Raw genomic sequence first — 18,252 nt, forward strand, 5'->3', positions numbered from 1 at the left:
CGTTACGAGGCTATCGCCGGGTCGGCCGAGCGAATCCGCAGGGCCTTCGCCCCGCGCTCCGTCGCGACGAGCAGGATGCCGTCGGGGGAGAGGTCGGCGGCGGTGAAGGGAGTGTCGGAGATCAGCGCGGCCACCACCTCCTCGCTCCCCCGGTCCCAGACGCGCAGGTAGTCGGCGCCCCGGCTCAGGCCCAGCGGTGCGCCGGCCCGCTCCTCCTCGGAGGGACGCAGGACATGTGCGGGATCGACGTCACCGAGATCCTCCCCGCTCACGAGGCCCCGCACCAGCACCGCCGAACCGGCCCCGCCCGCGTCCTCGCCGACCGGTCGTGCCCCCGGCGTCCCCGCGGGCACGACCAGGACGGCCACCGGGACGGCCGGTCCCTCGGGCCGGGGCGCGCTGCCGACCGTGACGGCGTCGACGCCGCCGACCGGCAGGCTCCACAGCGTCCGCCAGGGCAGGTCGAGGCCCAGTCGGCCGTGGACGGCGTCGGCGTACTCGGGCAGGCCGTCCTCCACGAACGCCGTCTCCAGCAGGGCGGCGCGCAGCACGACCTCCGCCTGCGTACGGGTGAGCAGAGGTGCCGTGCGCAAGTACGTACGGGCCGGTGCGCCGAGTTCTCCGGGCGGGACCGCTTCGACGGCGGCTCGCAGCGACACCGGGTCGGCATGGACGAACAACCCGGGGTCGGTGAGGAGTTGGGGCAGCAGGCCCGCTTCCAGGGTGTGCCCCGCGATGTGGTCGCGGACGTACGGGTCGGCCTTGCTCCAGTCCTGCTCGGGCACGGCCTCCAGCAGCGCCATGGCGACCTGGGTCTGGGCGGCTCGGACGTTGGGCAGACCGGCGCGGACCTCGTCGCCGACGGCGGGGTGGAACAGCCGCAGCAGTGTGCGCCCGCCGTCCTCCGCCCGCTCCTCCGGCTGCACGAACGGCCCAACGAGCAGCATCCCGTCGGCGAAGGCCTGGCTCATGTCCTGCCCGGCGATCGCGCTCGCCAGCCGCGGCCACAGCTGGACCGGGATGCCGTCGGCCTCGGCCAGGGCGAGCGGCGCCAGCAGCATCCGCAGCGTCCGCGGGTCGGCACCGAGCCGGCGGGCGTGCAGGTCCAGGGCCTCGCCCACCGAGGTCGGCAGGTGACGCTCGTCGGCCGGGTCGTAGCCCTCGGGTGCCATCAGGGCGCAGTTGACCGCGAGTTGGACGACCAGCGGGCTGGTTCCGGCCCGACTGCCGATAGCCGCTCCCAGGGCGAGCCGGACGGCGGGATCGACGGTGAAGGGCAGCTCGGGGGCCCCGAACTCCGGGTCGAGCGCAGCCTGGGCGTGCAGCACGAGGCCCTCGGGGTCGGCCCACTCCGGCTCGTCGAGATCGACGACCTGCACCGAGCCGGCCGGCAGACTCCCGGCCAGTTCGGCGGCCAGCGGCCTGGGCACCTCGGCCAGCAGACGGACCGTCTCGGTGGCGGCCAGGGGCGCGAGCACCTCCCGTACGAGCCGTGCGGGCTCGTCCGCGGCCCGCACCGGACCCGCCCGGTCGACGTCCGGGACGACGACGGTCACCGGCTCGGCGCGCGCGGCCAGCTCGGCGTAGACGCCCTCGGTGCTGGTGGCGTTCAGTTCGTAATGCTCGGCGAGCAGCCAGAGGACCTGGGCCGCGGTGAGCCCGTCGGGGGCCGGTACCGCGGGGGCCGGCAGTTCCGGCGGCACCGTCGAGGGGTCCATGTCCTCCAGCGGGAGCCGCTTTCGGTAGTCCGGGTCGCACAGCATCAGGAACCCGGTGATCAGCCGGGAACGCCCGCTGCCGGAGTCGCCGGTCAGCACGACCACACGGGGAGCGCCGGGCGCGGCCGCACGCCATGCGGTGAGCGCACGCAGCGCGGCGACCCGACCGCCTATGTGAGGGTGCGGTGCGTAGTCCTCGGTCACCCCGGTCATGCTTCCCCGTCCTCCGCTGTCACGGATGCCTCTTCACCAGACATGCCGTGTCCGTACGGCATGCGAGTCGATCTTAGGCACCGAGCGCGGGGACGGTCGCGGCCTACTCGGCCGCCACACCACCATCGCCCGCCGAGTCCAGATCGAACTCCCCGTCCCGCGCCCCCAGCACGAACGCCCGCCACTCCGCCTCGGTGTACCGCAGGACCGTGTCGTGGTCGAGGGACGACCGCATCGCCACCGCGCCTCCGGGGAGGTAGGCGATCTCGACCCGCTCCTCGTGCTCCTCGGTGCCGGGCGCGCTGTGCCACTCGGCGTCCGAGATGTCGAGTGCGTACAGCTCGTCCCGCTCCCGTTCCTTGCGCGCCTTGATCTGCTCTTCCGTCTCGGCCATGCTGCGGGGCCCTCTTCCTCACGCGCGAACGAAGTACGCGGCTCACCCTACTGGCGGGTGCCGCGCGTCCGCCCGCGGATCAGGCGTTTTCCACCTTCGTGAAGGTGCCCTGCGCGGCTCCGGGCGGAAGCTTCACCTGGCCGTCGTACTCGGATGTCGTCTTCTGCCAGATGTCGACCTGGTCGGCCTCGTTCTGTTCGTGGGCCACGCCCATCTTGGTGAAGGCGAGGCCCATGCCCGCGAGACGCTCCGCGAGGCTGCCCATCGACTGGTACATGCCGTCGCGCAGGCCCTCGTAGACGACGCCGAACTTCTCGCCGATGTCGTCGTCGCCCCACGGCGGCTTCTGACCCTGCTCCTGCGCGCTCAGCCCGTTCTGCAGGGCGGTCACGGCCTTCGAGAAGTTCTGGCCGACCGTGAACATGTTGAAGCCCTCGGTCTTGAGGACCTGGGGATCGGAATCCATGTAGTCCGACGACACAACTGCCCCCCCGTGGCTCGTCTTTTCTCTTGCAACGTCACCATAGCGGCCCTCACTGACACAAGGGGGCGGCACCCGTGCGGGTACCGCCCCCTGTGCCAGTGAGCCGAGGCTCAGAACCGCGCCGGCAGCCAGCCCGTCTGGATGAGCTGCCCACCGCGTCGCCGGGTGTGGAAGTACCCTCGCCCGGGCGGCAGTTGCGAGGCGGTGATGCTGCCGAGCAGCTGGCCCTCCGAGCGGTCGCCGGAGAGCACGACGCCCTGGGCGCCGAGCTCGCGCATCCGCTGCATCACCGGCTCGTACAGCGACCGGCTCGCACCGCCCGAGGACCGCGCGATGATGACGCGCAGTCCGATGTCACGGGCGAACGGCAGGTACTCCAGGAGCGGTGCCAGCGGGTTCACACCGGTCGCGACCAGGTCGTAGTCGTCGACGATGACGAAAGCGTCCGGGCTGCTGTACCAGCTGCGGTTGCGCAGCTGCTCGGGCGTGACGTCCGGGCCCGGCATACGGCGGTGCATCGAGCCGGCGAGACCCTCCAGCGTCTCCGTCAGTGCGGGCGCCGAGGCGCAGTACCGCGACAGGTGCGAGTCGGGCACGCCCTCCAGGTGGGCGCGCCGGTAGTCACCCATGACGATCTTCGCCCGGTCCGGCGTGTAGCGCTCGGTGATCTGCTTGACGAGCATCCGCAGCAGCGCCGACTTACCGGACTCGCTCTCACCGAACACGATGAACAGCGGGTCGGTCTCGAAGTCGACGAACACCGGCGACAGCGAGGACTCGTCGATGCCGATGGCGACACCGCGGTCCGGGTGCTCGAAGCCCTTGGGCAGCCGGTCCGCGGCCAGCATGGTCGGCAGCAGCCGGACGGCCGGGGCGTGGTTGCCCTGCCAGTTGTCGTTGACGCCGCGGATGAGGATCTGCGTCGCCTCGGACAGGTCCTCGGTCGAGGAGGAGCCGTCGACGCGGGGGAGCGCCGTCATGAAGTGCAGCTTGTCCTGCGTCAGACCGCGGCCCGGAATGCCGGCGGGCACGTTCTGCGCGACCTTGCGGTCGATCTCCGACTCGGTCGGGTCGCCGAGCCGCAGCTCGATGCGGTTCTGCAGCATGTCCTTGAGCGCGGGCCGCACCTCGGTGTAGCGGGACGCGGTCAGCACGACGTGCACACCGAAGCCGAGGCCGCGCGTGGCGATCTCGGTGACCGTGGACTCCAGCAGCTCGTAGTCCGTCTTGAAGGTCGCCCAGCCGTCGATGACGAGGAAGACGTCACCCCAGGGCTGGTCCGGCAGCTGACCGGCGGCCCGCCGCTGACGGTAGGTCTGGACGGAGTCGACGTTGTTGGTGCGGAAGTACTCCTCGCGCGCGTTGAGGATGCCCTCGACCTCGCTGACCGTACGGCGCACCTTCTCGGCGTCCAGCCGGTTCGCGACGCCGCCGACGTGCGCCAGCTCCTCCATCGCGATCAGACCGCCACCACCGAAGTCCAGGCAGTAGAACTGCACTTCGGCCGGCGTGTGGGTGAGGGAGAACGACGCGATGAGCGAGCGCAGCAGCGTCGACTTGCCGGACTGCGGGCCGCCGACGAACAGACCGTGGCCGGCGCCGCCGGAGAAGTCCCGGTACAGCACGTCGCGGCGCTGCTCGAACGGCTTGTCCACCAGGCCGACCGGCACGTTCAGCCGGCCGAGCGCCGTGTAGTCGGGCGCGGTCAGGCCGCGGTCCTGGGTGACGGCCAGCTGCGGCAGCAGCTGCTCCAGCGAGGGCGCCTCGTCCAGCGGGGGCAGCCACACCTGGTGGGCGGGCGGCCCCTGGTTGACCATCTTGCCGACGATGACGTCCAGGACGGTGTCGGCGAGCGCGTCGTCGACGCGGTCGTCGGCCTCCGGCTCCTCGACCACCGGCTGCGGCGGCAGCGCCACGTGCTCGGCCGTGAACAGGGCGGGCCGCAGCTGCGTCGAGCGGTGCACCCGGGAGGGGCCCTCGCCGTGGTACGCGCCCGAGACGTACGCCGCCTTGAAGCGGACCATGGTGTCGGTGTCGTAGCGCAGGTAACCGGAACCGGGGATCGACGGCAGGTGGTAGGCGTCCGGGACGCCGATCGCCGTGCGGGACTCGGCGGCGGAGAAGGTGCGCAGACCGATCCGGTACGACAGATAGGTGTCCAGGCCGCGCAGCTTGCCCTCCTCCAGACGCTGCGAGGCCAGCAGCAGGTGCACACCCAGCGAACGGCCGATACGGCCGATCTGGATGAACATGTCGATGAAGTCCGGCTTGGCGGTGAGGAGTTCGGAGAACTCGTCGAGCACGATCACCAGCGACGCCATCGGTTCGAGGGCGGCGCCGGCGGCCCGGGCCTTCTCGTAGTCGTGCAGGTTGGCGTAGTTGCCCGCGGTACGCAGCAGTTCCTGGCGGCGCTGCATCTCACCGGTGATCGCGTCCCGCATGCGGTCGACGAGGGTCAGGTCGTCGGCGAGGTTGGTGATGACGGCCGCGGTGTGCGGCATGTCCGCCATACCGGCGAAGGTCGCACCGCCCTTGAAGTCCGCGAGGATGAAGTTCAGCGTCTCCGAGGAGTGCGTCACCGCGAGGCCGAGCACCAGCGTGCGCAGCAGCTCCGACTTGCCGGAACCGGTGGCGCCGACGCACAGGCCGTGCGGGCCCATGCCCTCCTGGGAGGCCTCCTTGAGGTCCAGCATGACCGGCTCGCCGTTCTCGCCGACACCGATCGGCACGCGCAGCCGCTCATGCAGCGTGCGCGGCCGCCAGGTGCGCGAGACGTCGACGGAACCGGCGTCGCCGATGCCCATCAGGTCGGTGAAGTCCAGGTTGGACAGCAGCGGTTCGCCCTCCTCGGCCGAACCGACCCGGAAGGGCGCGAGCTGCCGGGCCAGGGACTCGGCCTGCTCGGGGCTGAGGATGTCCGGTCTGCCGGTGTACGCCGACTCGTGGCCGACGAACAGGCGCATCCGCTCCGGCTTCACGAAGATCGTGAGGCCGGCCCGCAGCTCCTCCTCCAGCTCGCCCGGCGCGATCTCCAGGAAGGTGACGCCCTGCAGCCCCTCGGCGCTGGCGAGTTCGGAGTCCGGGGGCACCGTGCCGCCGTCGAGGATCACGATCAGGTGCGGCTGGTCGTAGACCGGGTTGGCGTCCCGGTTCCAACGGGGACGGTCGTCCAACTGGTCTGCCAGCGCCTCCTCCAGCTCACCGAGGTCGTCGAAGAGCAGCCGGGCCGAGCCCGCGCCGTCCTTGGCCTTCGGGTGCTGGCTGTGCGGCAGCCACTTGATCCAGTCCCAGTCGGCCGCCGAGGAGGGATGCGCCACCACCGCGACCATCAGGTCCTCGGGCGAGTGGAGCGTCGCCAACTGGGCCAGCGTGGCACGGGCGTTGGCGTACACCGTGTCCGTCTCGCCGCACACCGTCACGTGGTAGAAGGCGCGCAACGACACCGAGACGGGCAGGTCGTTGAGCGAGCCGTGCGCGTCGAGGAACGCCTTCATGGCCGCCGCCGTCAGCGGCTCCAGCTCCTCCTTGGGTGCCGTGTCCGGCGCGACGAGCGGGGTGTTGAGCTGCTGCACGCCGCGGCCGATCCGTACGGACGCGAAGTCCGCGTCGGTCGGCCGCCGTTCCCACAGCCGCTTGCCGTCGGCGGCGACCGCCCACAGCTGGTCCGGCTCGGGGTGCTGGAACAACTGGCTGCGCCGCTGCAGTTCGGCGGTCTTGTGCACGTCCTTGCGGACCTGCTCCAGATAGCGGAAGTAGTCACGCCGGTCCTGCGCCATCCCCGCGCCGCCGCCCTGACGGGACTTGGCGTACTGGGCGATGGCCATGGCCAGCGTGGAGGCCAGCATCAGGCCGCCGACCACCCTCATGTACGAGGGCAGGTTGGGCATGAAGAAGAAGCCGACGGAACCCAGCATGCCCATCATGGGCAGCAGGTTCATCAGCATGCTCTCGTCGCCCTCGCGGGGCAGCTCGGGTGGCGTCTCGAGCCTCACCTCGCCCTCGGGCACGGCCGGGGGCACTGTCCGCGGTGGTCGTTTGATGATGACGACGCTCACCGATGCACTCATCCTTCGCGATTGATACGTCCTGGCACCGACGCCCCCGTGTACCGCGACGTTCTTGTTCGCGCAGGCGTCGTTCGCGTAGGCGACGATCCTACTGATGGCGGAGATGGCCGAGGGAGCCAGGCGCATGGAGATGCGGCGCAGGTCCTGGGAGGAATGGGGGAGGCAGGGCCTGTCGTGGGTGCGACAACGGATATGGTGGCGCTCCGCGTCGTACGAGCGACGCGAGGACGCGTTCTTCCACACGCGCCGAGCAGTCGTCTAGCAGTTGTCTAGCAGGGGGATCACCAGGTGAGCACGGGGACTTCGACAGGTTTCTGCCGAATCACCATCGCAGCGCCGGACAGTCGGGTCGATGTGGCGCTGCCCGAGGACCTTCCGATCCAGGACCTCTTCCCTGAGATCGTCCGGCTCTCCGGCCTGGTCCAGTCGGACACGAGTCTCGCCGGCTACCACCTTGTGACGCGCGAGGGCCAGGTTCTCGACGCGAGCCGGTCGTTGCTGGAGCACCGCGTCCGCGACGGCGAGGTGCTGTTGCTGCGCACGTTCGCCGACTCGCTGCCGCCGGCCGTGCACGACGACGTGGTCGACGCGATCGCCACCGCGGTCAAGCAGGACACCCGCAGCTGGAACGACAACCTGATGCGGGTCGCCGGACTGGTCGCCGGGTCGCTGCTGCTGGTCATGCTCGGCTTCGTCTTCTGGTTCGCCGACCCGGTCCGGCACGACATGCACGGCCTGCAGGGCATCCTCGCCGGCGTCACCGCCCTCGCCCTGACGGCCATGGCCGGCGTCCGCGCGCGGGTGTACGACGACCGTGGTTCGGCCGTCGCGCTCGGCATCTCGGCGCTGCCGCACGCGCTCATCGCGGGCTCCGGCGTCATCTCGCAGGACGCGCAAGAGGGACCGGGCCGGATCCAGTTCCTCGTCGGCTGTGTCGCCGTACTGCTCTTCTCCGTCGTACTGATCATGCTGCTGCCGCAGGGCGACGCCCCGTTCGTGGCCGCCGCGCTGGCCTCCGCGATCGGCACGCTCGCCGTGTTCGCCGGCGTGCTCACCGACGCCGCGCCGCGCGAGATCGCCGCCGGCACCGCCGTGGTCGCCCTGGCCGTCGTCGGGTTCCTGCCCGGCTGGTCGGCCCGGTTCGCCAAGCTGCCGATCGGCTTCCGCAACCCCGAGGACCTGGCCCGCGCCCGGCGCGAGGGCCGCGAGGGTGACCTCGAGGCCGTCGACGTCCAGCGCATCGTCGCGCAGACCAGCCGCGGGCACGAGCTGCTGCTCGGCCTGGTGGGCGGCTGCGCTGCGGTCGTCGTCGGCGCCGGCGGCGCGGTGCTCGGCTTCAGCGACAGCGGCTGGGCCCAGCTGCTCGCCCTGTGCACCGGCCTCGCCGCGATGCTGCGGGCCCGCCTGTTCCGCTACACCGCCCAGGTCACCTGCCTTTTCGTGGCCGGTGTCGTCACGCTGGCCCTGCTGGTCCTCGGCCTCGCGATCTCGCCGCCGGCCGGCGTCATCATGGATCTGCTCCAGGGCAACTCCGGCCCGGTCAACGTACGGACCCTGTGGCTCGGCGCCTCGGTCGCGGTGGGTGTGCTGCTGCTGATCGCGATCGCGCTGATCGTCCCGCAGAAGGGGCTGTCCCCGTTCTGGGGCCGCATGCTCGACCTCGCGGACTCGCTGGTGCTGCTGTCGCTGGTGCCGGTCTGCCTGGCCGTCCTCGACGTCTACGGCAAGGTCCGCGGCGGCGTCTAGCCGACAGCCGTACCGCCCCACGCTCCGCTCCCGGAGCGTGGGGCGTTTCCATGTCCGCCGGACCGGAATCCGAACCGCCGTCGAAGAAACGCTCCGCCACCCCAAGGCCGTCATACGAAAGGGATCCCCGCGTGAGCTTCGGCCCGCCGCCATCGATGTACACGCCCCCCGCCCCGCCCGCACAGCCCCCCGCTCCGAAGCGCCGCGCCAAGTGGCCCGTGGCCCTGCTCGCGCTCGTCCTGGTCGCGGCCCTCGGCACGGGCGGCTGGCTCCTTTGGGGCACCGGCACGGGCGGTACGAAGACCTCGGGCGCGACGACCGCCGCACAGGGCCCCCTCGACGTGCGGGAGACGGTCGAGAAGAAGCCCGCGAATCCAACCGGAAAGATGGCCTTCCGCTTCTCCGTGGACGACATGAGCCCCGGCGAGCACTACGAACTGCCCGGCATGTGGGCCACCGACAGGATCCTCGCCAAGGGCATCAACAAGACGGTCGTCGGCCTGCGCATCGGCGACGACGCCTCTCCCGGCGACGAGAAGTGGAAGCTCCCCCTCGACGGTCCGATCTGCGGCTACACCCGCCACGTCACCGGCGACCACCGCACGGCCGTCCTCTTCCGGGCGAACGACCGCGGCAACGCCTTCTGCAACCACGTGGCCTTCTTCGACCTCGACGACGGCCGTGAGATCTGGGACGCCGACTTCCCCGTCTCCCAGCTCGGCGACGGCCACGGCATGGCGACCGGCGGCGACGAGCAGGACACCCCGAGCGTGACCCTGGTCCACGGCACGGTCGTGGTGACCTGGGGCGGCGGCACGGACGCGTACAGCATGAAGGACGGCACGCGCGCGTGGGAGACGACGGCGACCGGCCCCTGCCAGGACATGGGCGCCGCCGGCGGAGGCGCGCTGCTGGTGCGCGAGCAGTGCTGGAACGACAAGGCACCCGCCGACTCGACGGACGCCACCACCTACAAGGCGCGCAAGGTGGACCCGAAGACCGGCCGGACGCTGTGGACGTACTCCGCCGCAAAGGGCGTCCGCGACCTGAACATCCCCTCCGCCGAACCGCCCGTCCTCGCCGTCCAGGCCGGCGAGATCGGCATCTCCGAGATGCTCTCCCTCGACGGCGAGGGCAGGACCCGGGCCGTGATCCGCCTGCAGAACGGCACCTACGTGGGCGAGTGCTCGTACGACGACTACCTGTCCACCGAGGACTGCCCGACCATCGCCGTCGGCGCGGGCCAGGTCTTCCTGCGCAGCAGGGACTCGGGCGAGCTGACCAACTCCAACTGGATCATCGGCTTCGACCTGGCGAACGGGAAGACCACCAGAAAGTTCGAGTCCGGCCCCGGCTCGCTGCTCTACCCCGTACGGTTGAGCGGCGACCGACTCCTCGCCGTCCGCGTGACCGACCAGCACGTCATGCCCACGGGACTGGTCGCCCTCGACCCGAGGACCGGTACGGAGACCCCCTACCTCTACTTCGACCTCCCCCAGGAGGCCGACTTCATGACGACGACCGAGTACAACGACATCGTCGTCCAGGACGGCCGTATCTTCTTCGGCGTCAAGAAGGTCGACGGACCGGCCAAGGGGCAGCCACGATGGGTCTACCTCGTCCTCGGAGTCGAGAGCATGGCGGTGCGATAGGACCGCGGTGAGAGCCGCCCCGGCCGCCTGGTACGCTGTGTGACGGCCGTTTGTGTACGCGTCCCCGGTTCGTCCGGAGACTGCGCCCAGCGGATCCCCGCCTCCCGAGTCACGGAAGCTCCCCTGAGAAGCAGACCAGGGGCACTCGGCGGCAACCACAGACCAATGAGGAGTACGCGTGTCGCTCGACGCCGCTACGAAGAAGCAGATCATCACCGAGTTCGGCCAGAAGGAGGGCGACACCGGCTCCCCCGAGGTCCAGGTCGCCATGCTCTCGCGCCGCATCTCGGACCTGACCGAGCACCTCAAGACCCACAAGCACGACCACCACTCCCGTCGTGGCCTGCTGATCCTGGTCGGTCAGCGCCGTCGCCTGCTGCAGTACCTGGCGAAGAAGGACATCCAGCGCTTCCGTACGCTGGTCGACCGCCTCGGCATCCGCCGCGGTGCGGCGGGCGCCAAGTAGTACGCCATGAAGGGAGCGGTTCCCGAAACGATCGGGGATCGCTCCCTTTGCCGTAGGTACGGAAACCTTTGCCGTACATGCGGAAACGTGCGCAGTGTCACACCCACTTTGTAGGGTGGTAGCACATCGCAGTACCGCACACGCGGTACGCACGAGGAGAAGTGCACCTCGCCGCCGCCGGTCCTCGGTAGTGGCCCCCGGGCGATGCGAACCCCGGGTGCTTCGATCGAAGACCGGCCCGCACCAGAAGGAGCGCTTCTCCGCTCACGTCCCACCGCCACACGGGCAGACGGGACAAAAGACGAAAAGTAACGGAGAAAACGCTAGTGGAGAACGAGACCCACTACGCCGAAGCCGTCATCGACAACGGCTCCTTCGGCACCCGCACCATCCGCTTCGAGACGGGCCGCCTGGCCAAGCAGGCCGCCGGCTCCGCCGTGGCCTACCTGGACGACGACACCATGGTGCTGTCGGCCACCACCGCCTCCAAGAACCCCAAGGACCAGCTCGACTTCTTCCCGCTGACGGTGGACGTCGAGGAGCGGATGTACGCCGCCGGCAAGATCCCCGGCAGCTTCTTCCGCCGTGAGGGCCGTCCCTCCGAGGACGCCATCCTCACCTGCCGTCTGATCGACCGCCCGCTGCGCCCGTCCTTCAAGAAGGGCCTGCGCAACGAGATCCAGGTCGTCTGCACGATCATGGCCCTCAACCCCGACCACCTGTACGACGTCGTGGCGATCAACGCCGCCTCCGCGTCCACGCAGCTGGCCGGTCTGCCCTTCTCCGGCCCGATCGGCGGTGTCCGCGTCGCGCTGATCAACGGCCAGTGGGTGGCCTTCCCGACGCACACCGAGCTCGAGGACGCCGTCTTCGACATGGTCGTCGCGGGCCGCACGCTGGAGGACGGCGACGTCGCGATCATGATGGTCGAGGCCGAGGCCACCGAGAAGACCATCCAGCTGGTCAAGGGCGGCGCCGAGGCCCCCACCGAGGAGGTCGTCGCCGCCGGTCTCGAGGCCGCGAAGCCCTTCATCAAGGTGCTGTGCAAGGCGCAGTCCGACCTCGCCGCCAAGGCCGCCAAGCCGGTCGGCGAGTTCCCGATCTTCCTGGACTACCAGGACGACGTCCTCGAGGCCCTCACCGCCGCCGTCAAGCCGGAGCTCGCCTCCGCGCTGACCATCGCCGGCAAGCAGGAGCGCGAGGCCGAGCTGGACCGCGTCAAGGCGCTCGCCGCCGAGAAGCTCCTGCCGGAGTTCGAGGGCCGCGAGAAGGAGATCTCCGCCGCGTACCGCTCGCTGACCAAGACCCTGGTCCGTGAGCGCGTCATCAAGGAGAAGAAGCGCATCGACGGCCGCGGTGTCACCGACATCCGCACCCTGGCCGCCGAGGTCGAGGCCATCCCGCGCGTGCACGGCTCCGCGGTGTTCGAGCGTGGCGAGACCCAGATCCTGGGCGTCACCACCCTGAACATGCTCCGCATGGAGCAGCAGCTGGACACCCTCTCCCCGGTGACCCGCAAGCGCTACATGCACAACTACAACTTCCCGCCGTACTCCACCGGCGAGACCGGCCGCGTCGGCTCCCCGAAGCGCCGCGAGATCGGCCACGGCGCCCTCGCCGAGCGCGCCCTCGTCCCGGTCCTGCCGACGCGCGAGGAGTTCCCCTACGCGATCCGCCAGGTCTCCGAGGCGCTGAGCTCCAACGGCTCGACGTCCATGGGCTCGGTCTGCGCCTCCACCATGTCGCTGCTGAACGCCGGTGTGCCGCTGAAGGCCCCCGTCGCCGGTATCGCCATGGGCCTGATCTCCCAGGAGATCGAGGGCGAGACGCACTACGTCACCCTCACCGACATCCTCGGTGCGGAGGACGCCTTCGGCGACATGGACTTCAAGGTCGCCGGTACGAAGGAGTTCGTCACCGCGCTCCAGCTGGACACCAAGCTGGACGGCATCCCGGCCTCGGTCCTGGCCGCCGCCCTGAAGCAGGCCCGTGACGCCCGCCTCCACATCCTCGACGTGATGATGGAAGCGATCGACACGCCGGACGAGATGTCCCCCAACGCCCCGCGGATCATCACCGTGAAGATCCCAGTGGACAAGATCGGCGAGGTCATCGGCCCCAAGGGCAAGATGATCAACCAGATCCAGGAGGACACCGGCGCGGACATCACCATCGAGGACGACGGCACCATCTACATCGGTGCGGTCGACGGCCCGTCCGCCGAAGCCGCCCGTACGACGATCAACAGCATCGCCAACCCGACGATGCCCGAGGTCGGCGAGCGCTACCTGGGTACGGTCGTGAAGACGACCACCTTCGGCGCGTTCGTGTCGCTGCTCCCGGGCAAGGACGGTCTGCTGCACATCTCGCAGATCCGCAAGCTCGCCGGCGGCAAGCGCGTGGAGAACGTCGAGGACGTACTCGGAGTGGGCGCCAAGGTCCAGGTCGAGATCGCCGAGATCGACTCCCGCGGCAAGCTCTCCCTCGTCCCCGTGATCGAGGGCGAAGAGGACGCGGAGACGAAGGACGACACCGACAAGTGACGTCGAGCAGCGCCACGGCGACGGCCCGCACCTCTTCGGAGGCGCGGGCCGTCGCCCGTACCCAAACCCTGATCAAGGGCGAGAACGGCATCGGCACGGTCCGCAAGACCACCCTCCCGGGCGGCCTGCGCATCGTCACCGAGACCCTGCCCTCGGTCCGCTCCGCGACCTTCGGCATCTGGGCGCACGTGGGCTCCCGCGACGAGACGCCGTCCCTGAACGGCGCCACGCACTACCTTGAGCACCTCCTGTTCAAGGGGACGCAGCGCCGGTCGGCCCTGGACATCTCCGCCGCCCTCGACGCGGTCGGCGGCGAGATGAACGCGTTCACGGCGAAGGAGTACACGTGCTACTACGCGCGCGTGCTCGACGCCGACCTGCCGCTGGCCATAGACGTCGTCTGCGACATGCTGACCGGCTCCCTGATCCGCGAGGAGGACGTCAACGTCGAGCGCGGCGCGATCCTCGAAGAGATCGCCATGACCGAGGACGACCCGGGCGACTGCGTGCACGACCTGTTCGCGCACACGATGTTCGGAGACAACCCCCTCGGCCGCCCGGTCCTCGGCACGGTCGACACGGTCAATGCCCTCACCGCCGACCGCATCCGCCGCTTCTACAAGAAGCACTACGACCCGACCCACCTCGTGGTGGCTGCCGCCGGCAACATCGACCACAACAGGGTCGTACGACAGGTCCGGGCCGCCTTCGAGAAGGCCGGCGCCTTCAGGAACGCGGACGCCACCCCCATCGCCCCGCGCGACGGACGGCGCGCCCTGCGCACCGCGGGCCGCGTCGAACTGCTCGGCCGCAAGACGGAGCAGGCCCACGTGGTCCTGGGCATGCCGGGTCTGGCCCGCACCGACGACCGCCGCTGGGCGCTGGGTGTGCTGAACACGGCGCTGGGCGGCGGCATGTCCTCCCGGCTGTTCCAGGAGGTCCGCGAGAAGCGCGGCCTGGCCTACAGCGTGTACTCGTACACCTCGGGCTTCGCCGACTGCGGCCTGTTCGGCGTCTACGCCGGCTGCCGGCCCTCGCAGGTCCACGACGTGCTGAAGATCTGCCGCGACGAGCTCGACCACGTCGCCGAGCACGGTCTGTCCGACGAGGAGATCGGCCGGGCCATCGGCCAGCTGCGCGGTTCGACCGTCCTGGGCCTGGAGGACACGGGCGCGCTGATGAACCGCATCGGCAAGAGCGAGCTGTGCTGGGGGGAGCAGATGTCGGTCGACGACATGCTGGCCCGGATAGCGTCGGTGACCCCGGACGACGTGCGCTCGGTCGCCCGCGACATCCTGGGACAGCGGCCGTCGCTGTCGGTCATCGGCCCGCTCAAGGACAAGCAGGCGTCCCGGCTGCAAGAGGCCGTGGCCTGACATCCGTCTTCGGTAACTGCGTGAGGAAGCAAAAGAGATGAGCAAGCTGCGCGTGGCGGTCCTCGGTGCCAAGGGCCGGATCGGTTCGGAGGCGGTACGGGCCGTCGAGGCGGCCGAGGACCTGGAGCTGGTCGCCGCCCTCGGCCGGGGCGACAAGCTGGAGACCCTCGCCGAGACCGGCGCCCAGGTCGCCGTGGAACTGACCACCCCGGACTCGGTCATGGCCAACCTCGAGTACTGCGTGGGCCACGGCATCCACGCGGTGGTCGGCACCACGGGCTGGACCGACGAGCGCCTCGCGCAGCTGAAGAGCTGGCTCACCGCCTCCCCGGAGACGGGCGTCCTCATCGCGCCCAACTTCTCCATCGGGGCCGTACTGAACATGAAGTTCGCGCAGATCGCGGCGCCGTACTTCGAGTCCGTCGAGGTCGTCGAGCTGCACCACCCCAAGAAGGTCGACGCGCCCTCGGGCACCGCCACCCGCACCGCCCAGCTCATTGCCGAGGCCCGCGCGCAGGCCGGCACGGCCCCCGCGCCGGACGCCACCGAGACCGCGCTGGAGGGCGCGCGCGGTGCCGACGTCGACGGGATTCCGGTCCACTCGGTCCGCCTGCGCGGACTGCTCGCCCACCAGGAGGTCCTGCTGGGCGGCGAGGGCGAGACCCTGACGATCCGTCACGACTCCCTGCACCACAGCAGCTTCATGCCCGGCATCCTGCTCGGCGTCCGCCGCGTGGTGACCACTCCCGGCCTGACCTTCGGCCTGGAACACTTCCTCGATCTGAACTGAGCCCCTGACGTCATGCGCGCGAAGATCTCCTACCTCATAACGGCCGCCGTCCTGGTCTTCTACTTCGTCCTGGTCGGCAGCCGCGGCGTCATGCTCATCCAGGCCGGCACGGCCGTGACCGTCACCTTCGGCGTCGCGGTGCTGATCCTGCCGGTGATCGGTCTGTGGTTTCTGTGGAAGAACACCCGCTTCGTCCGCAGGGCCAACGCCCTCGCCGCCGAGCTCGACGCCGAAGGCGGCCTGCCCGTCGACGAGTTGAGGCGCACGCCGGGCGGCCGGATCGACCGTGACTCGGCCGACGAGGTCTTCGCCAAGCGCAAGGCGGAGACGGAGGCGGCCCCGGACGACTGGCGCAGCTGGTTCCGCCTCGCCGTCGCCTACCACGACGCCCGCGACACCCCGCGGGCCCGCAAGGCGATGCAACGGGCGATCGCCCTGCACGACGGCAGGACGATCGAGGCATAGGGCCTGTCGTTTGGATCAGGTCGGCTGCAGGGGGCGGTGCGTTGCGGCAGATGTGCGTGCCAGGGCCCGCGACGCCGAGCTGATCCAAACGACAGGCCCTGGACCCGTTCATGCCGAAGGGGCCGGTCCGCAGCGCGTGCGGACCGGCCCCTTCGGCGTACGTGTGCCGGGGTCAGCCCCGCCGGTGCTCCGCCGCCCAGGCCTCAATGGTGTCCGCGGCCCGGTCGAAGGAGCCCGCCCGGGCCAGGAAGTCCGCGTTGTGCGAGGTCATCAGCGGATGGTCCTGAGCGTTGCCCTCCGCGCGTACGAGGATCAGCGCCTGCCCCTGCACCGTGCGCGGCAGCCCCAGCCAGCGCACCGGCTGCTGCACCGTCCGCACGGCGGCGACCTGCCCCCAGGGCGTCGTACGCGTGCCGAAGTAGCGGACGAGGCGCAGGCCGCGCGGGCTCACCCACACACCCATGCGCAGCAGCCGCAGCGCGCCGACGATGACGAGCACCGCGACGCCGAGGATCACTCCGGCCTCGGACACCGAGCCCGTGAGGCCGATGAGGACCGCCGCGAACAGCACGAAGGAGGCGAGCAGGAGACAGAGCGCCGCCGTGCCGACGCGCAACGGCCCGGGGCGGTACGGGCGCCGCCAGCGGTCACGGTCCTCGAAGGGCAGCGCGACGTCGTCGGCGGTCTCGAAAGCACGGTCGGCCGTCAGGAAGGGCAGGGGCACGGCTGGTCCTCACTCGCTCCATGCGTGGGCTGTGCCCGGTGAGGCTATCCGCCTGTGTCTCCGCTCACCACCTTCGGGGGTCCGGATGGAGTCAGCGCCCCTGGGACGCCTGTGACTGCTGAGTCGACGTGGAGCTGTTCACGGACAGGGCCGGCATCCCGAGGACCAGCGAGCCCACCAGTCCGGCGACGATGGTCAGCCCGAGCAGCCAGCGTCCGGCCATCTGACCGGCGGACGCCCGTTGCCGGGGCGGGGGAGTGACGTTGCTGCGGAACCTGTCGGCCTCGGCGACGAAGGCGAACGGAACGGGTTCGCGCCGACGGAACATGAGGGTGCGCCTCCTTCTGGACACGGCTGCGGGTGTCGAACGGGTGACTGTCGTCTACACAGACGGTCGAGTGCCCCAAAGGGTGCCCGCTTTCGCCGAATTCACAGAAATTCGCCGACGTATGTCGCGAAAAGGTGGCCGGGGCGCTCCCCGCACGGTCGCGGGGAGCGCCCCGGCCACCTCGGATGCGCTCGAAGGGAAGGGGAGAAGGGTCAGACCTTCCGCCAGCCCGGGACCCAGGCTCCGTCCTCGACGGTGTAGTCACCGAAGAGCGCCGGGGCTTCCTTCATCATCAGCTCGCCCACCTTGCCGAAGATGAGACGGATCTCCTCCTCCGCCCCGGCCGCAGTACGGTTCTCGATCACATGGCGCAGGGTGCGCACGTTCGCGCTCCAGACCAGACCGGTGCCCAGCCCCTCGGGCGCGAAGCGCCGCATGAAGGAGGTCTTCGCCTTCTTCTCGGAGAAGGGCACCCCCTCCTCGTCCAGCCCGAAGTGGTCCGCCATCCAGCGCTGGAAGGCCTCCATCTCCTTCAGGAGCCCGGTGGCGCGGGACATCAGCTCCGCGTCCTGCTGCGCCCACTCGGGGAACCAGAACGGCAGGTCGTCCAGCCGCACGAAGCGCAGCGACTCCTGGGACACCGCCACACCCGCCCGGTGGCGCACCAGTTCATGGGTGGCCACCCGGCTGACGTTGTGCAGGATGAAGTTGAACGTGACGTGCTCCAGGACCGAACCGTGGGCGCTGGCCAGGATGTTCTGCAGGTACTTCTCCTGGTCCGCGCGGATGCGCGTCACGTTGGGGTTGAGGCCGGGCTCCCAGGAGCGGTAGCAGATGCGGCCGGCGAACTCCGCGAGGTTCTGTGCGTCGTCCAGCTCACCGCGGTCGATGCGCTCCAGCCACTTCTCCCCACCGACATCCTTGAGGTACGCCGCGATCTCGTCGTAGTCGAGGGCGGGGCGACCAATGAGATGCACCTGTGGTTCGACCGCGTGCATGTGATCACTCCAGTTCAAAAACGGGGCAGAGAGGGGGAATCCTCCCACGCTGGCACCCCCGCTTCTGGCGGCGGGCCGGGCAGCGGTCGGGCCGCTAGGGGATGGGGTCTCATCGTAGGCACACGCACAGGTCGCCCCCCGTGGTGGGACATCTGTACGGATCGCGGTCAGAGGTGTCCGTATTGCGGCTTTTGGAGAAGTTCATCTAGCCTGATCAAACGGACCCGGTACTGCTTGAACCCCCGAGCGGGCAGTACCGGGCTCCGCATTTGTCCTGACTTATCCCGC

At 70.1% G+C, this 18,252-nt stretch carries 15 protein-coding genes; 8 read left to right on the forward strand and 7 right to left on the reverse strand.

Annotation, left to right across the window (positions count from 1 at the left end; all coding sequences use genetic code 11):
- Window positions 1–2: 2 nt before the first annotated feature.
- The 4 genes from FBY22_RS05980 to eccCa all read right to left on the reverse strand — a co-directional run bounded on the left by FBY22_RS05980 (window position 3) and on the right by eccCa (window position 6,864).
- Window positions 3–1,931, reverse strand: coding sequence for an ATP-binding protein (locus FBY22_RS05980; RefSeq protein WP_142142947.1), 1,929 nt, complete (start codon window positions 1,929–1,931; stop codon window positions 3–5).
- A 103-nt stretch (window positions 1,932–2,034) separates the two neighbouring features.
- A complete protein-coding gene (locus FBY22_RS05985; protein WP_142142949.1) occupies window positions 2,035–2,325 on the reverse strand; it encodes a DUF397 domain-containing protein in 291 nt (96 codons plus the stop codon).
- Window positions 2,326–2,404: 79 nt separating this feature from the next.
- The gene (locus FBY22_RS05990; RefSeq protein ID WP_142142951.1) at window positions 2,405–2,791 is read right to left on the reverse strand and encodes a hypothetical protein; all 387 of its coding nucleotides are present in this window, start codon (window positions 2,789–2,791) and stop codon (window positions 2,405–2,407) included.
- Window positions 2,792–2,919: 128 nt separating this feature from the next.
- On the reverse strand, window positions 2,920–6,864 hold the full coding sequence (gene eccCa / locus FBY22_RS05995) for a type VII secretion protein EccCa (RefSeq protein ID WP_142142953.1): 3,945 nt from the start codon (window positions 6,862–6,864) through the stop codon (window positions 2,920–2,922).
- 106 nt (window positions 6,865–6,970) lie between these two features.
- On the opposite strand from eccCa, the gene FBY22_RS43835 reads away from it, so the two are divergent.
- From FBY22_RS43835 to FBY22_RS06030, 8 genes are all read left to right on the forward strand, one after another.
- Window positions 6,971–7,138, forward strand: coding sequence for a hypothetical protein (locus FBY22_RS43835; RefSeq protein WP_160159859.1), 168 nt, complete (start codon window positions 6,971–6,973; stop codon window positions 7,136–7,138).
- 26 nt (window positions 7,139–7,164) lie between these two features.
- On the forward strand, window positions 7,165–8,622 hold the full coding sequence (gene eccD / locus FBY22_RS06000) for a type VII secretion integral membrane protein EccD (RefSeq protein WP_142142955.1): 1,458 nt from the start codon (window positions 7,165–7,167) through the stop codon (window positions 8,620–8,622).
- A gap of 131 nt (window positions 8,623–8,753) precedes the next feature.
- The gene (locus FBY22_RS06005) at window positions 8,754–10,274 is read left to right on the forward strand and encodes a PQQ-like beta-propeller repeat protein (RefSeq protein ID WP_260844722.1); all 1,521 of its coding nucleotides are present in this window, start codon (window positions 8,754–8,756) and stop codon (window positions 10,272–10,274) included.
- Between the two features lie 178 nt (window positions 10,275–10,452).
- Window positions 10,453–10,740 carry a 30S ribosomal protein S15 gene (rpsO, locus tag FBY22_RS06010; RefSeq protein WP_067301615.1) on the forward strand — a complete coding sequence of 96 codons (288 nt, stop codon included), beginning with the start codon at window positions 10,453–10,455 and terminating at the stop codon, window positions 10,738–10,740.
- A gap of 326 nt (window positions 10,741–11,066) precedes the next feature.
- A complete protein-coding gene (locus FBY22_RS06015; RefSeq protein WP_142142957.1) occupies window positions 11,067–13,283 on the forward strand; it encodes a polyribonucleotide nucleotidyltransferase in 2,217 nt (738 codons plus the stop codon).
- Window positions 13,280–14,659 (forward strand): pitrilysin family protein, encoded by a 1,380-nt coding sequence (locus tag FBY22_RS06020; RefSeq protein ID WP_142142959.1) that lies wholly within the window; start codon window positions 13,280–13,282, stop codon window positions 14,657–14,659. Before FBY22_RS06015 ends, FBY22_RS06020 begins: the two co-directional genes overlap by 4 nt.
- A gap of 37 nt (window positions 14,660–14,696) precedes the next feature.
- Entirely contained in the window at window positions 14,697–15,449 is a 753-nt protein-coding gene (gene dapB, locus FBY22_RS06025; RefSeq protein ID WP_142142961.1) for a 4-hydroxy-tetrahydrodipicolinate reductase, read from the forward strand.
- A 12-nt stretch (window positions 15,450–15,461) separates the two neighbouring features.
- Window positions 15,462–15,914 carry a hypothetical protein gene (locus tag FBY22_RS06030; RefSeq protein WP_142142963.1) on the forward strand — a complete coding sequence of 151 codons (453 nt, stop codon included), beginning with the start codon at window positions 15,462–15,464 and terminating at the stop codon, window positions 15,912–15,914.
- Window positions 15,915–16,086: 172 nt separating this feature from the next.
- On the opposite strand, the gene FBY22_RS06035 is transcribed toward FBY22_RS06030, so the two are convergent.
- From FBY22_RS06035 to thyX, 3 genes are all read right to left on the reverse strand, one after another.
- A complete protein-coding gene (locus FBY22_RS06035; protein ID WP_142142965.1) occupies window positions 16,087–16,638 on the reverse strand; it encodes a PH domain-containing protein in 552 nt (183 codons plus the stop codon).
- A gap of 91 nt (window positions 16,639–16,729) precedes the next feature.
- Complete coding sequence (locus FBY22_RS06040; RefSeq protein ID WP_142142967.1) at window positions 16,730–16,966, reverse strand: hypothetical protein; 237 nt, start codon at window positions 16,964–16,966, stop codon at window positions 16,730–16,732.
- A 212-nt stretch (window positions 16,967–17,178) separates the two neighbouring features.
- Window positions 17,179–17,964 (reverse strand): FAD-dependent thymidylate synthase, encoded by a 786-nt coding sequence (thyX, locus tag FBY22_RS06045; RefSeq protein WP_142142969.1) that lies wholly within the window; start codon window positions 17,962–17,964, stop codon window positions 17,179–17,181.
- Between the last annotated feature and the right edge of the window lie 288 nt (window positions 17,965–18,252).

The sequence above is a fragment of the Streptomyces sp. SLBN-31 genome (genome assembly GCF_006715395.1).
Classification (GTDB): domain Bacteria; phylum Actinomycetota; class Actinomycetes; order Streptomycetales; family Streptomycetaceae; genus Streptomyces.

Bases quoted from the DNA above. Each gene is read 5' to 3' on its own strand.
- FBY22_RS06040 (WP_142142967.1), bottom strand. From the start codon at position 16,966: ATGTTCCGTCGGCGCGAACCCGTTCCGTTCGCCTTCGTCGCCGAGGCC.
- dapB (WP_142142961.1), top strand. From the start codon at position 14,697: ATGAGCAAGCTGCGCGTGGCGGTCCTCGGTGCCAAGGGCCGGATCGGT.
- FBY22_RS06030 (WP_142142963.1), top strand. From the start codon at position 15,462: ATGCGCGCGAAGATCTCCTACCTCATAACGGCCGCCGTCCTGGTCTTC.
- thyX (WP_142142969.1), bottom strand. From the start codon at position 17,964: ATGCACGCGGTCGAACCACAGGTGCATCTCATTGGTCGCCCCGCCCTC.
- FBY22_RS05990 (WP_142142951.1), bottom strand. From the start codon at position 2,791: ATGGATTCCGATCCCCAGGTCCTCAAGACCGAGGGCTTCAACATGTTC.
- FBY22_RS05980 (WP_142142947.1), bottom strand. From the start codon at position 1,931: ATGACCGGGGTGACCGAGGACTACGCACCGCACCCTCACATAGGCGGT.
- FBY22_RS05985 (WP_142142949.1), bottom strand. From the start codon at position 2,325: ATGGCCGAGACGGAAGAGCAGATCAAGGCGCGCAAGGAACGGGAGCGG.
- FBY22_RS43835 (WP_160159859.1), top strand. From the start codon at position 6,971: ATGGCGGAGATGGCCGAGGGAGCCAGGCGCATGGAGATGCGGCGCAGG.